Annotated in this window: 12 protein-coding genes; 7 read left to right on the plus strand and 5 right to left on the minus strand. The window is 71.9% G+C overall.

The features are described 5' to 3' along the window. Window positions 1-48 precede the first annotated feature (48 nt). Window positions 49-1,839, minus strand: a complete 1,791-nt coding sequence (gene leuA, locus ACFQ3T_RS07790) for a 2-isopropylmalate synthase (RefSeq protein ID WP_380721764.1) — start codon at window positions 1,837-1,839, stop codon at window positions 49-51. A gap of 224 nt (window positions 1,840-2,063) precedes the next feature. Between leuA and ACFQ3T_RS07795 the strand changes: the two genes are divergently transcribed. Both ACFQ3T_RS07795 and ACFQ3T_RS07800 read left to right on the plus strand, forming a co-directional pair. After that, window positions 2,064-2,363, plus strand: coding sequence for a hypothetical protein (locus ACFQ3T_RS07795; protein WP_380721766.1), 300 nt, complete (start codon window positions 2,064-2,066; stop codon window positions 2,361-2,363). Between the two features lie 19 nt (window positions 2,364-2,382). Next, on the plus strand, window positions 2,383-2,703 hold the full coding sequence (locus ACFQ3T_RS07800) for a hypothetical protein (RefSeq protein WP_380721768.1): 321 nt from the start codon (window positions 2,383-2,385) through the stop codon (window positions 2,701-2,703). Here the strand turns inward: ACFQ3T_RS07800 and ACFQ3T_RS07805 are convergent. Together ACFQ3T_RS07805 and ACFQ3T_RS07810 are read right to left on the minus strand one after the other, a co-directional pair. After that, complete coding sequence (locus ACFQ3T_RS07805; RefSeq protein ID WP_380721770.1) at window positions 2,668-3,288, minus strand: nitroreductase family protein; 621 nt, start codon at window positions 3,286-3,288, stop codon at window positions 2,668-2,670. The genes ACFQ3T_RS07800 and ACFQ3T_RS07805 overlap by 36 nt on opposite strands. Continuing rightward, entirely contained in the window at window positions 3,288-4,487 is a 1,200-nt protein-coding gene (locus tag ACFQ3T_RS07810) for a hypothetical protein (protein WP_380721772.1), read from the minus strand. Before ACFQ3T_RS07810 ends, ACFQ3T_RS07805 begins: the two co-directional genes overlap by 1 nt. A 100-nt stretch (window positions 4,488-4,587) precedes the next feature. Between ACFQ3T_RS07810 and ACFQ3T_RS07815 the strand changes: the two genes are divergently transcribed. The 3 genes from ACFQ3T_RS07815 (at window position 4,588) to ACFQ3T_RS07825 (ending at window position 8,460) form a co-directional block, all read left to right on the plus strand. Next, the gene (locus ACFQ3T_RS07815) at window positions 4,588-5,853 is read left to right on the plus strand and encodes an aspartate kinase (protein ID WP_380721774.1); all 1,266 of its coding nucleotides are present in this window, start codon (window positions 4,588-4,590) and stop codon (window positions 5,851-5,853) included. Beyond that, the gene (locus tag ACFQ3T_RS07820) at window positions 5,850-6,911 is read left to right on the plus strand and encodes an aspartate-semialdehyde dehydrogenase (RefSeq protein ID WP_380721776.1); all 1,062 of its coding nucleotides are present in this window, start codon (window positions 5,850-5,852) and stop codon (window positions 6,909-6,911) included. Before ACFQ3T_RS07815 ends, ACFQ3T_RS07820 begins: the two co-directional genes overlap by 4 nt. Before the next feature lie 121 nt (window positions 6,912-7,032). Further along, complete coding sequence (locus ACFQ3T_RS07825) at window positions 7,033-8,460, plus strand: gluconokinase (protein WP_380721778.1); 1,428 nt, start codon at window positions 7,033-7,035, stop codon at window positions 8,458-8,460. 79 nt (window positions 8,461-8,539) lie between these two features. On the opposite strand, the gene ACFQ3T_RS07830 is transcribed toward ACFQ3T_RS07825, so the two are convergent. Beyond that, entirely contained in the window at window positions 8,540-9,718 is a 1,179-nt protein-coding gene (locus ACFQ3T_RS07830) for an MFS transporter (protein WP_380721781.1), read from the minus strand. Between the two features lie 77 nt (window positions 9,719-9,795). Between ACFQ3T_RS07830 and ACFQ3T_RS07835 the strand changes: the two genes are divergently transcribed. Both ACFQ3T_RS07835 and ACFQ3T_RS07840 read left to right on the plus strand, forming a co-directional pair. Further along, on the plus strand, window positions 9,796-10,221 hold the full coding sequence (locus ACFQ3T_RS07835; protein WP_380721783.1) for a Fur family transcriptional regulator: 426 nt from the start codon (window positions 9,796-9,798) through the stop codon (window positions 10,219-10,221). A gap of 35 nt (window positions 10,222-10,256) precedes the next feature. Further along, entirely contained in the window at window positions 10,257-11,705 is a 1,449-nt protein-coding gene (locus ACFQ3T_RS07840; protein WP_380721785.1) for a catalase, read from the plus strand. A gap of 124 nt (window positions 11,706-11,829) precedes the next feature. On the opposite strand, the gene ACFQ3T_RS07845 is transcribed toward ACFQ3T_RS07840, so the two are convergent. Then, a complete protein-coding gene (locus ACFQ3T_RS07845; RefSeq protein WP_380721787.1) occupies window positions 11,830-12,900 on the minus strand; it encodes an alpha/beta hydrolase in 1,071 nt (356 codons plus the stop codon). Window positions 12,901-12,950 lie beyond the last annotated feature (50 nt).

The raw sequence follows: 12,950 nt of genomic DNA on the forward strand, positions 1-12,950 counted from the left end.
CGAGGTGCGGAGGGGGTGTCCGGCGCGCCGGACACCCCCGGGCCGTGACTACCGGTTCGCGCGGTTGATCGCGGAGACCAGGGCGCGCAGCGACGCGGACACCGTGGAGCTGTCGATGCCCACGCCCCACAGGACGCGGTCCGCGACGGCGCACTCCAGGTAGGCGGCGGCGCGGGCGTCGTCACCCGACGACATCGCGTGCTCGAAGTAGTCGAGGACGCGGACGTCGTAGCCGATGGTGGCCAGGGCGTCGACGAACGCGGCGATCGGGCCGTTGCCGCTGCCGGTGATCTCCTGCGTCTCGCCGTCGACCACGACCACGGCCTTGATCTTCTCGTGGCCGCTGCCGTCACCGGACACCTTCTGGCGCAGCAGCTTCAGCGGCACGGTGCCGTCCAGGTACTCCTGCGAGAACGAGTCCCACATGTCCTTGGGGCCGATCTCGCCGCCGTGGGTGTCCGTGACCTCCTGGATGACCCGCGAGAACTCCACCTGCAACCGGCGCGGCAGGTCGAGGTGGTGCTCGGTCTTCATCAGGTACGCCACGCCGCCCTTGCCGGACTGCGAGTTGACCCGGATGACGGCCTCGTAGTTGCGGCCGACGTCCTTCGGGTCGATCGGCAGGTACGGGACCTCCCACGGGAACTCGTCCACGTGCGTCCCGGCCGCCTTGGCCGCGTCCTCCAGGGCCTCGAAGCCCTTCTTGATCGCGTCCTGGTGCGAGCCCGAGAACGCGGTGAAGACCAGGTCGCCGCCGTACGGGTGCCGCTCCGGCACCGGCAGCTGGTTGCAGTACTCGACCGTGCGGCGGATCTCGTCGATGTCCGAGAAGTCGATCTGCGGGTCGACGCCCTGGCTGAACATGTTCATGCCCAGCGTCACCAGGCAGACGTTGCCGGTGCGCTCGCCGTTGCCGAACAGGCACCCCTCGATGCGGTCCGCGCCGGCCAGGTAGCCCAGCTCGGCCGCCGCCACGCCGGTGCCCCGGTCGTTGTGCGGGTGCAGCGACAGGATGATCGACTCGCGGCGGGCCAGGTTGCGCGACATCCACTCGATCGAGTCCGCGTAGACGTTCGGCGTGGCCATCTCCACCGTCGCCGGCAGGTTGATGATCAGCGGCTTCGCGGGCGTCGGCTGGATCACCTCCGACACCGCGTCGCAGACCTCCAGCGCGTACGACAGCTCGGTCCCGGTGTACGACTCGGGCGAGTACTCGTACCGGAACTCGGTCTCCGGGTAGAGCTGCTCCTGCTCCAGCGCGAACGCGGCGGCGTCCGTGGCGATCTTCTTGATGCCCTCGCGGTCGGACTTGAACACGACCCGGCGCTGGAGGATGGACGTCGAGTTGTAGAAGTGCACGATCGCCTTGGCCGCGCCGCGCAGCGACTCGAACGTGCGGGTGATCAGCTCGGGCCGGCACTGCGTCAGCACCTGGATGGTGACGTCGGGCGGGATCGCGCCGTCCTCGATGATCTCGCGGACGAAGTCGAAGTCGGTCTGCGACGCGGCCGGGAACCCGACCTCGATCTCCTTGTAGCCCATGCGCACCAGCAGGTCGAACATCTTCCGCTTGCGCGCGGGCGACATGGGGTCGATCAGCGCCTGGTTGCCGTCACGCAGGTCGACGGCGCACCACAGCGGCGCCTTCGTGATCCGCTTCGAGGGCCACGTGCGGTCCGGCACGTCGACCGTCTCGACCTGCTCGTGGAACGGCCGGTAGCGGTGGACGGGCATCGACGTGCCGCGCTGCGTGTTCCACGCGGGCTGGCCGGGGACGGGCCGGGCCGGGGGACGGATGCGGCTGGTGCCGGAGGTGTACGCGTCCGGGCTGGTGGTCATGATCGGGGTGCTCCTGCTGCCGGTGGGATGACGACCGGCGGCAACGCTCGATCCCGCGACGGGGGGCCGGTCTGATCAGACCCCGTCACGGCGGCGAAGCAGGAGGGCACGTGCCATGCCGCACAGGTTAACCGGATTCCGCGATGAGGTGGAACCGCGCGCCCAGATGGTGGAACTTCACCCGCCCGTGTTTCACCCGATCGTGGGTCGGGAATCTTCTTGACATGTCCAGATGGCGAACGTCAACGCGCAGCGGGAACTACACCGCCGCCCGTGTGATCCGCGGTGTCGGCGCGGTGTTCGCGCTCATCGAGGTCCTCTACATCCTGCTGATCCTGTTCGGGGCGAACTCGGCCAACGCGTTCTTCCGATTCGTCCAGCAACTCGCCGAGCCGCTGGCGTTGTTCTTCCCGGGTTTGTTCTCCCTGGGCAACTACAGCCTCGACGTGATCGTCAACTACGGCCTGGCCGCGGTGTTCTGGGTCCTGGTCGCCGGCCTCCTGGCACGTGTCGTAGCACGCTGACGGGTGCCACACTCCCGTCATGGCTGAACACCGGACCGCGGACCACCACTCGGTGCGCACGAAGGTCGTCTCGGTCGTGGCGGGAGTGCTGGGCTGGGCGGGGCTGCTGATCGCGGTGGTCCTGGTCGCGAACGTGCTGCTCACGGTGGGCGGCGCCAACCCGGCCAACTCGATCGCCACGACCGTCGCGACCTGGGCCGACCGGCTCGCGCTCGGCTTCCGCGACCTCTTCACCCCGCAGGACGCCAAGCTCCGCGTGCTCGTGAACCACGGCATCGCGGCGGTGTTCTGGCTGGTCGTCCGGTCACTCGTGCTGAGGCTCGTCCGCCGCCTGGCCTGAGGCCCCGCCCGAAGAGGGGTCCGGGAACGCGGGCCGGCCCCACCGGCCGGTGAAGGCAGTCTCGCTCAACGGCTTGCGCACCCGCGGCCGCCGCTCGCGCGCCTGCAGGTCCTCGGGCAGGTCGGCCACGTCGCCGAGCCGCCCGACCGCGATCACCACCACCGGGCGCACGTCGTCCGGCAGCCCGAACGACTCCCGCACCGCGTCCGGCGAGAACCCGCCCACCTGGTGCGTGACCAGGTCCAGCTCGACGGCCTGCAGCACGAGGTTCTGCACCGCGAGCCCCAACCCGAACTCGGTGTTCGGCATCGGCCCGCGCTCGTCCGCCTCGACCACCGCGCCCACGAGCAGCACGGACGCCCGTCCCGCCCAGTTCCGGTTGCCCGGCCGCAGGGCCGCGAAGATTCGCTCGAACGTGTCATCGCCGCGGTACCCGACGAGGAACCGCGCGGGCTGGGTGTTGCCGTGCGAGGCCGCCCACCGGGCCGCCTCCAGCAGCACGCGCACCGTCTCGGGCGGCACCTCGGCCGTGCCGTCGAACGCCCGGGGGCTCCAGCGGCGCGCGATCAACGGGTTGAGGTCCATCAGATCGCGTACTGCCAGGCCGTGATGGCGTACGCGCCGAACCACGCGCTGAACACCGACACACCCACCAGCACCGCCACCGCCGTGCTCGTCCGCCGCCGCGCCAACGCCAGCGCCACCGGCACGAGCAGCGTGAACGCGGGCAGCAGCAGCCGCGCCTTCGAGTTCATCAGCCCGTTCGACCCGAGGTCCATCACCAGCACGCCCGCCCCGTACACGACCAGCGGCCACGGCGTGCCGCGCCGCGCGCTCAGCACCACCAGCGCCAGCGCCACGACCAGCAACCACACCGTCGCCAGCTCCAGCACCGACCGGGGCTCGCCCAGGATGAGCAGCGCGAACTTCCACGTCGCCGCGCCGCCGTCGAACCGGGAGTCCCAGCCGTCCTGCTGCACCGCGAACCAGCCGTCCCACCGCCCCGTGCGCCCGGCGACGTACGCGAGGTAGCCGAGCAGCCCGAGCGGCGCGACGAGCCCGCCCACCCACGGCCGCCACCCGTCCCGCCGCTGCCACACCGCGACCGCGGCCGCCGCGCACACCGCCAGGATCAGCGCCGCCGCCGTCGGCCGCACCAGCCCCGCCGCCGCGCAGCACACGCCGGCGAGCACCCAGCGCCGCTCCACCACGCCCACCAGCGACCACGCGGCGAGGGCGCAGAACGTGGCCTCCGAGTACGTCATCGACAGCACCACGGCCATCGGCGACGCCGCGAACAGCACCACCAGCACCAGCCCGGCCCGCGGCGACCCGCCGAACACCCGCGACCCGAGCCGCGCCAGCCCGTACGCGCAGAACACGCCGCTGACCAGGCTCACCGCGAACGCCGCGCCGACCGTCGGCACGCCGGGCAGCCCGTCCACCCACCGCACCAGCGTCGGGTAGCCGGGGAAGAACGCCAGCGGCGTCTCCGCCGACCGCCGCCCGAACGCGTCCACGAGCCCGGCCGGGACGTTCGCGTACCCGCCCTCGGCGATGCCCAGGAACCACTGCCCGTCCCACGACGTGAGCGCGCCGGTGACGCTCTTGTCCCACCGGGCCGCCATCAGCTGCAGCGCCAGCAGGCCCAGCTCGCGGACGGCCAGGTAGAGCAGCGCGGGCGCGACCGCCAGGGTGACCCGGTGTCTCGCCGCGCGCGCCAGCGGGCCACGCGCGCCAGGCGCGTCCTCGGGGTCCACGCGAACGGCCTCCAGGGTCGACACGGGGTTGAGAGTAGTGGCCGTCACGGCGGCCGCTGTCCACTCCTTGGGCCAGGTACTCTGCCGGTGAGCTGGGCTTGAAGCACCTGGGAGGAGTGGGTCTGTGGCGCTCGTCGTCCAGAAGTACGGCGGTTCCTCGGTCGGGAGCGCCGAGCGGATCAAACGGGTGGCCGAGCGCATCGTCGCGACCCGCAAAGCCGGCAACGACGTCGTCGTCGCCGTGTCCGCGATGGGCGACACGACCGACGAGCTGCTCGACCTCGCGCGCCAGGTGTCCCCGGTGCCCCCCGCCCGCGAGATGGACATGCTGCTCACGTCCGGTGAGCGCATCTCCATGTCGCTGCTGGCGATGGCGATCAGCTCGCTGGGCGCCGAGGCGCGCTCGTACACCGGCTCGCAGGCCGGCGTGATCACCACGTCCGTGCACGGCAAGGCGCGCATCATCGACGTGACGCCGAGCCGCATCCAGGACGCGCTGTCCGAGGGGGCCATCGCGATCGTCGCGGGCTTCCAGGGCGTCAGCCAGGACAGCAAGGAGATCACCACGCTCGGCCGCGGCGGCACCGACACCACCGCGGTGGCGTTGGCGGCGGCCCTGAAAGCCGACGTGTGCGAGATCTACACCGATGTGGACGGCGTGTTCAGCGCCGACCCCCGCATCGTGCCGAACGCCAAGCGCCTGGAGACCATCACCTACGAGGAGATGCTCGAGATGGCGGCGAGCGGGGCCAAGGTGCTCATGCTGCGCTGCGTCGAGTACGCCCGTCGGTACGGCGTTCCGGTGCACGTCCGATCTTCGTTCAGCAACAAGCCCGGGACCATCGTGTCCGGGTCAGTGGAGGACCTTCCCGTGGAACAGGCGATGATCACCGGCGTCGCGCACGACCGGTCCGAGGCCAAGGTGACCGTGACCGCGGTCCCCGACCTGCCCGGCATGGCGGCGCGGATCTTCCGCGTCGTGGCCGAGGCGGAACTCGACATCGACATGGTCGTGCAGAACGTCTCGCAGGCCGTGTCCGGCCGCACCGACGTGACGTTCACCCTGCCGAAGGACGACGGCCCGCGCGCCGTGGCCGCGTTGGAGAAGGCGCGCGAGGAGATCGGCTTCGACCAGGTGCTGTACGACGAGCACGTGGGCAAGGTGTCGCTGGTGGGCGCGGGCATGCGCTCGCACCCCGGCGTGACCGCGCAGTTCTGCGAGGCGCTGGCCTCCGCCGGCGTCAACATCGAGATCATCTCCACGTCGGAGATCCGGATCTCGGTCATCTGCCGCGACACGCAGCTCGACGACGCGGTGCGTGCCCTGCACGACGCGTTCGAGCTCGGCGGCGACGAAGAAGCTGTGGTGTACGCGGGGAGTGGACGATGAGCCCGGTTCTGGCCCTGGTGGGCGCGACGGGTGCCGTGGGCACCGTCATGATCGACATCATCAACGGCCGGGAGTCCGTGCCGTGGGGTGAGATCCGGCTGATCGCGTCGGCGCGCTCGGCGGGCAAGAAGATCACCGTGCGCGGCGAAGAGCTGACCGTGATCGCCCTGTCGCCCGAGGCGTTCGAGGGCGTGGACATCGCGATGTTCGACGTGCCGGACGAGGTGTCGGCCGAGTGGGCGCCGATCGCCGCGTCGAAGGGCGCGGTCGCCGTGGACAACTCGGGCGCGTTCCGGATGGACCCCGAGGTGCCGCTGGTGGTGCCCGAGGTGAACGCGGACCAGATCTCCGAGCGCCCCAAGGGGATCATCGCCAACCCGAACTGCACGACGCTGTCGATGATGGCGGCGCTCGGCGCCCTGCACCGCGAGTTCGAGCTGCGCGAGCTGGTCGTGGCGTCGTACCAGGCGGCGTCCGGCGGCGGCCAGGCGGCGATCGACCGGCTGTACGCCGAGATCTCGGCGCTGGCGGGCAAGGAGGTCGGCGTCCGCGCGGGCGACGTGCGGGAGACGTTGGAGGCGGCCGGCCTGCCGGTGTCCGACTCGCCGTTCCCCGCGCCGCTGGCGCTGAACGTGGTGCCGTGGGCCGGTTCCCTGAAGGACGAGGGGTGGACCAGCGAGGAGCTGAAGGTCCGCAACGAGTCCCGCAAGATCCTCGGCATCCCGGACCTGAAGGTGTCGGCGACGTGCGTGCGCGTGCCCGTGGTGACGACGCACTCGCTCGCCGTGCACGCGACGTTCGCCCGTGAGGTGACCGTCGAGCAGGCGCACAAGCTGTTCGAGGAGCAGCCGTCACTCGTGCTGGTCGACGACCCGGCGGCGAAGGAGTTCCCGACGCCCGCGGACGTCGTCGGCGAAGACCCGACCTACGTCGGCCGCGTGCGCCAGGCGCTGGACTTCCCGAACACGCTGGACTTCTTCGTGTGCGGCGACAACCTGCGCAAGGGCGCGGCGCTGAACACCTACGAGATCGCCGAGGAACTGGCGAACCGCCTGTAGGCGGTGGTTCGACCCGAGCTACGACCCCGGAGGGGGCGCGGCCTGTTCGCGGGCCGTGCCCCCTCCGTCGTCCGCCGCCGACGTCTCGGACGGGTGACGCGCGCCAGGTAGGTTTCACGGCATGGCGGAGGTAGTGCTCGCGATCGACCTGGGTACCACGGCGACGAAGGTCATCGCGGTGGACCGCGACGCGGGCGTGGTGACGTCGGCGGAGCACGGCTACCCGATGCGCACCACGCCGTCCGGGGAGGCCACCCACGACCCGGTCGAGGTGTGGGGCGCGGCGCTGCGGGCGTTGCGGGAGGTCGCGGCGCAGGGGCACGTGGTGCGGGCGCTGTCGTTGACGGGGGCGTTGCACACCCTGATGGGGCTGGACGCCGCCGGGACGCCCGTCACGCCGTCGTTGTCGTGGGCCGACAACCGGGCGCTGGAGCAGACGGCGCGGCTGCGCGGCACGGCCGAGGGCATCGCGCTGCACCGCGCCACGGGCACCCCCGTCCACACCATGTCGCCGTTGGTGAAGCTGGCGTGGTTCCGCGACCGGGGTTTCACCGCCGAGCGGTGGTGCGGGCTCAAGGACTTCGTGGCGTGGAAGCTCACCGGCGTGCTGGCGACGGAGCACTCGTCGGCGTCCGCGAGCGGGTTGATGGACCTCGTGTCGCTGGACTGGCACCCCGCCGCGCTGGCGTTCGCGGGCGTCCGGCCCGACCAGCTGCCGGAGCTGCGCGCGCCGGTCGACTCGTTCCCGCTGACGTTGGCCGTGCCCGGCCTGCCTGCCGGCATCCCGGTGGTGCTGGGCGGCGGTGACGGGCCGATGGCGAACCTCGGCGTCGGCGCCGTCCTGCCGGGTGTGGCGGCCGTGTCGCTGGGCACGAGCGGCGCGCTGCGCGTGGTCCGCGACCAGCCCGCCGTCGACGAGCGGGGGCGGGTGTTCTGCTACGCCATCGCCGAGGGGCTGTGGGTGCTCGGCGGCGCGGTCAGCAACGGTGGCGTGGTCGCGCAGTGGGCGTCCGAGGCGTTCGGCGTCGAGCTCGGGCCGCTGCTGGACGAGGCCGCAGCCGTGCCGGTCGGCGCGGCCGGTGTGACGGCGCTGCCGTACCTGCTCGGCGAGCGCGCGCCGTGGTGGGACGCGGACGCGACGTCGGCCGTGATCGGGCTGCGGCGCGAGCACGGGCGGGCCGTGATCACCCGGGCGCTGGTCGAGGGCGTGGCGCAGCAGTTGGCGCTGGTGCTCGACGCGGTGCGGTCGGTGGCGGACGTGCACGCGGTGCGCGTGACCGGCGGCGCGTTCCGGAGCGACTTGTGGGCGACGGTCCTGGCGTCCGCGCTCGGGCTGGAGCTGGAGCTGGCGGACGACAGCGAGGGCTCGGGCGTGGGCGCGGCCCTGGTCGGCTGGCGGGCGCTCGGCGAGATCCCGTCCCTGACCGTCGCCGCCGACCTCGTCAAGCCGGTGAAGACGATCGCCCCCGACCCGGCCGCGGTCACCCACTACGCCCGCGCCCGTCCCGCGATCGACCGCCTCTACCAGGCCCTCCGCGACCTGACCTGAGCGGTCGACCCGGCGGGGGCGGTCCCCTCGACCTGAGCCGTCAGCCCGGGCGCGCCGACCGGGTGAAGGGTGAGGCGGGTCAGCCGACCGGGACGGGGCGGGGGCGGCGGCTCAGGAGTTCGGTGCCGGCGGCGATCGCGACCGCACCCGCGCCCGCCACGGCGAAGCCCCAGCCCGGTCCGCCGTGGTCGATGACGACACCGGTCAGCGGCGCGCCCACGGCCACGCCGAGCGTGAACGCGGACCCCTGGAGGCCCATCGCCACGCCGCGCGCCGACGCCGGGGCGTACTTCGTGATCAGCTCGCCGGTCGCGGTGATGGTGGGGGCGCACAGGAAGTTCGTCGGGATCAGGGCGACGGCCAGCCACCACGGCGACCAGCCGAACAGGCCGATCGGCACGGCCAGCAACCCCATGCCGCCCATCAGCGCCCACAACGGGGGCACGCGGTTCAGCCCGCCGTACAGGAACCCGCCGACCAGCGACGACACGCACATCACGGCGACCAGCGCGCCGGTCCACCCGGTCAGCCCGAGGTCGCGCATCGACGCCACCACCGCCACCTCGACGCCCGACAGCACGAACGTCGCACCGCCCGCGCTCATCAGCACGCCGAGCAGCCGCCCGTCCAACCACTCCCGGCGCGGCACGCGTTCGCCGCTCTCGCCCTCGCTCTTGACCGGCGGGTTCACCAGGCACAGCACCGCGCCGAACACGACCATCGCCGCACCGATCGCCCACATCGCGGTCCGGCTGGACGCCTGCGTGGTGAGCGCGACGCCGAGCGCCGGGCCGGCCATGAACGCGACCTCGACGGCCATGGAGTCCATCGCCAGCGCGGTGCGCCTGCGGTCCTCCGGGACGAGCGCGGTGAGGATCTGCCGGCCCAGCGACATGACCGGCATGACGGTGATGCCCGTGACGAAGCACATCACCAGCAGCACGGGGTACGACAGCAGCGGCGCGACGAACCAGAAGACGCCCTCGCTGACCATCGACACGGCGAGCATCGCGCGCAGGCCGCGGCGGTCCACGAGGTGGCCCATCAGCGGCGAGCCGACCGCGATGCCGATCGTGCTCACCGCCCCGACCAGGCCCGCGGCGCCGTAACCGCGCTCCAGGGCCAGCAGGACGTGCATCGTGACCGTCATGCCCGCGGCGGTCGCCGGTATCCGCGCCAGCAGCATCAGCAGCATGAAGCCGGGCACGCGCGGGGTCCGGGAGACGGCCAGGTAGGGAGCGACGTTCACGTCCCTCATCTTCACTCCACGGGGCAACAGGTTTAATCGTTCGTTTTCTTGACCAGTTCAAGAAAGCGTGGTGGAGTGGTGGAGCCATGACCCCAGGACCACGCGAGCTGCTCAAGGACGCCGGGCTGCGCATCACCGCGCCCCGGATCGCGGTGCTCGAATGGCTCGCGGAGCACCCCCACGCCACGGCCGAGCAGGTCGCCGCGAGCGTGCGCGCGAAGTTGGGGTCCGTGTCGACGCAGGCCGTCTACGACGTGCTGCACGCGTGCGAGCGGACCGGGTTGTTGCGCCGGATCGAGCCCGCCGGGCACCCGGCGCGCTACGAGACGCGGACCGGCGACAACCACCACCACCTCGTGTGCCGCGGCTGCGGCCGGACCGAGGACGTCGACTGCGTCCACGGCGCCGCGCCCTGCCTCGAACCGTCGGACGCGGTCGGCTTCGCCGTGGACGAGGCGGAGGTCCTGTTCTGGGGGTTCTGCCCGGACTGTCTGGAGTCCCGGACGGTCTAGGCGCTGACTGCCGCACCCACAGAAGGAGCACCAGCGTGACCGAAGCGCGTCACACCACCAACAACGCAGGCATCCCGGTGGCCAGCGACGACCACTCGTTGACCCTCGGCGCCAACGGCCCGATCCTGCTCCAGGACCACTACCTGATCGAGAAGAACGCCCAGTTCAACCGTGAGCGGGTGCCCGAGCGGGTCGTGCACGCCAAGGGTGGCGGTGCGTTCGGCCACTTCGAGACCACCGAGGACGTCAGCCGCTTCACCAAGGCCGCGCTGTTCCAGCCGGGCGTCAGGACCGAGACGCTGGCGCGCTTCTCCACCGTCGCCGGCGAGCTGGGCTCCCCCGACACGTGGCGCGACCCGCGCGGCTTCGCGCTGAAGTTCTACACGACGCAGGGCAACTACGACATCGTCGGCAACAACACGCCGGTGTTCTTCCTGCGCGACCCGATCAAGTTCCCCGACTTCATCCGCTCGCAGAAGCGCCGCGCCGACACCGGCCGCCGCGACCACGACATGCAGTGGGACTTCTGGACGCTCCAGCCGCAGACCGCGCACCAGGTGACGTGGCTGATGGGCGACCGCGGCATCCCGAAGACGTGGCGGCACCAGAACGGCTACGGCTCGCACACCTACCTGTGGGAGAACGCCGCCGGCGAGCGCTTCTGGGTGAAGTACCACTTCAAGACCGACCAGGGCGTCGAGTGCCTGACGTCCGAGGAGGCCGCGAAGATCGCCGGCGAGGACGCCGACGCGCACCGCGCCGACCTGTGGCACGCCATCGAGCGCGGCGAGTTCCCGTCGTGGACGCTGCACGTGCAGGTCATGCCGTACGCCGACGCGGCGACCTACCGGTTCAACCCGTTCGACCTGACCAAGGTCTGGCCGCACGGCGACTACCCGCTGATCAAGGTCGGCAGGCTGGTCCTCGACCGCAACCCGTCGGACTACTTCGCGGAGATCGAGCAGGCCGCGTTCGAGCCGACGAACCTGGTGCCCGGCATCGGCACGTCGCCGGACAGGATGCTGATCGGCCGCATCTTCTCCTACCCGGACGCGCACCGGTACCGGATCGGCGCGAACTACAACGAGCTCCCGGTGAACCGCCCGAAGTCGCCGGTCAACTCGTACTCCAAGGACGGCGCGATGCGGTTCGCCAACGCCGTCGACCCGGTGTACGCGCCCAACTCCTACGGCGGCCCGCACGCCTCGGCGGAGGCGGCCGGCGAGGTCGCGTCGTCGTACGGCGTGGAGGACGCGGTCACCCGTTCCGCGTACAAGCTGCACGCGGAGGACGACGACTGGGGCCAGGCGGGCACCCTGATCCGCGAGGTCTTCGACGACGCCCAGCGCGAGCGCCTGGTGCGAACGGTGATCGCGCACGCCTCGAACGGCGTGTCCGAGCCCGTGCTGGAGCGCGTGTTCGAGTACTGGCGCAACATCGACAAGGAAACCGGCGACAAGATCGCCGCCGCCTTCGGCAAGTGACCACGAGTTGACCGGGAGGGCCGCCCGGACGACCAGGGCGGCCCTTTCCCTTGTGCCCCATGCACTTCACGCGTGACGCCGGTGCCCTCTGCGCCCACTCCGGGCACACCGGTCCGGCCGTGCGTCACGCCGTCTCGGGGATGTCCTGCCGCGTGTTCGCGAGCGCGAGCCCGGTGCGCAGCGCGCCGACGGCCTCCGCCACCGCCTCCCGGAACACGCCGCCCACCCCGAGGATGTTGGCGTACCCGTGGAACAGGCCCTCGTGCCGCCGCAGCACCACCGGCACGCCCTGCTCGGCCAGCTTCCGCGCGAACGCCTCGCCCTCGTCCCGCAGCGGGTCGAACCCGGCGGTCGCCAGGTACGTCGGCGGCAGCCCGCTCAGGTCCTCCGCCAGCAGCACCGACAGCCGCGGGTCGGTGTGCGCCTCGCGTGACGGCGCGTAGTGGTCGAGGAACCAGTCCATCTTCCGGTCGGTGAGGAAGAACCCGTCGCCGAACAGCTCCCGCGACCGCCGCCGCACCGACGCGTCCACCGCCGGGTAGAACAGCAGCAGGAACACCGGCTTCACGGCGGAGGACGCGTGCAGCGCCGTCACGGCGGCCAGGTTGCCGCCCGCGCTGTCGCCGCCGAGCGCGATCCGGCGCGGGTCCGCCTTCAGCTCGGACGCGTGCGCGACGGCGTACTCGAACGCGGTCTGCGCGTCGTCGGCCGCGGCCGGGAACGGGTGCTCCGGCGCGAGCCGGTAGTCCGCGGACAGCACCCGCACGCCCGCCTCGACGGCGAGGTACCGGCACAGGTTGTCGTGGCTGTCGAGGCTGCCGCTGACCCACCCGCCGCCGTGGTAGAAGACCAGCAGCGGCGAGCCGTCGGCCAACCCGGTGGGCTCGTAGAACCGGCCCGGCACGCCGTCCAGCGACAGCGCCCGCACGGCCACGCCGTCGATCACGGGGCCGCAGACCAGCGCCGTGCTGCGGGTGAGCGCGAGCCGGTTGGCGGCGGGCGTGGTCGTCTGCCAGTCCTCGCCGCTGAGCTGCTGCAACCTCAGCAGGAGCTGGGCTTCGGGGTGGAGCCGCTGGCCGTCGACGGTGATCGGGCGGCCGGCGATGAGCCTGCGCAGCGGCGCGGGCAGGCCGAACACGAAGCGCAGGGCGCCGGCGAGGACGCCGGGGGAGAGCGATTCGGCGAGCTTCGACATGGGCCGCACGTTACTCGTCGGTAGGCACCGAAGCGAGCGTTGGACCTCGA

Origin of the sequence: Saccharothrix hoggarensis (genome assembly GCF_042678885.1) — a bacterium.
Classification (GTDB): domain Bacteria; phylum Actinomycetota; class Actinomycetes; order Mycobacteriales; family Pseudonocardiaceae; genus Actinosynnema; species Actinosynnema hoggarensis.

Bases quoted from the DNA above. Each gene is read 5' to 3' on its own strand.
- ACFQ3T_RS07820 (WP_380721776.1), top strand. From the start codon at position 5,850: ATGAGCCCGGTTCTGGCCCTGGTGGGCGCGACGGGTGCCGTGGGCACC.
- ACFQ3T_RS07800 (WP_380721768.1), top strand. From the start codon at position 2,383: ATGGCTGAACACCGGACCGCGGACCACCACTCGGTGCGCACGAAGGTC.
- ACFQ3T_RS07825 (WP_380721778.1), top strand. From the start codon at position 7,033: ATGGCGGAGGTAGTGCTCGCGATCGACCTGGGTACCACGGCGACGAAG.
- ACFQ3T_RS07805 (WP_380721770.1), bottom strand. From the start codon at position 3,288: ATGGACCTCAACCCGTTGATCGCGCGCCGCTGGAGCCCCCGGGCGTTC.
- ACFQ3T_RS07845 (WP_380721787.1), bottom strand. From the start codon at position 12,900: ATGTCGAAGCTCGCCGAATCGCTCTCCCCCGGCGTCCTCGCCGGCGCC.
- ACFQ3T_RS07795 (WP_380721766.1), top strand. From the start codon at position 2,064: ATGTCCAGATGGCGAACGTCAACGCGCAGCGGGAACTACACCGCCGCC.
- ACFQ3T_RS07830 (WP_380721781.1), bottom strand. From the start codon at position 9,718: ATGAGGGACGTGAACGTCGCTCCCTACCTGGCCGTCTCCCGGACCCCG.
- ACFQ3T_RS07835 (WP_380721783.1), top strand. From the start codon at position 9,796: ATGACCCCAGGACCACGCGAGCTGCTCAAGGACGCCGGGCTGCGCATC.
- leuA (WP_380721764.1), bottom strand. From the start codon at position 1,839: ATGACCACCAGCCCGGACGCGTACACCTCCGGCACCAGCCGCATCCGT.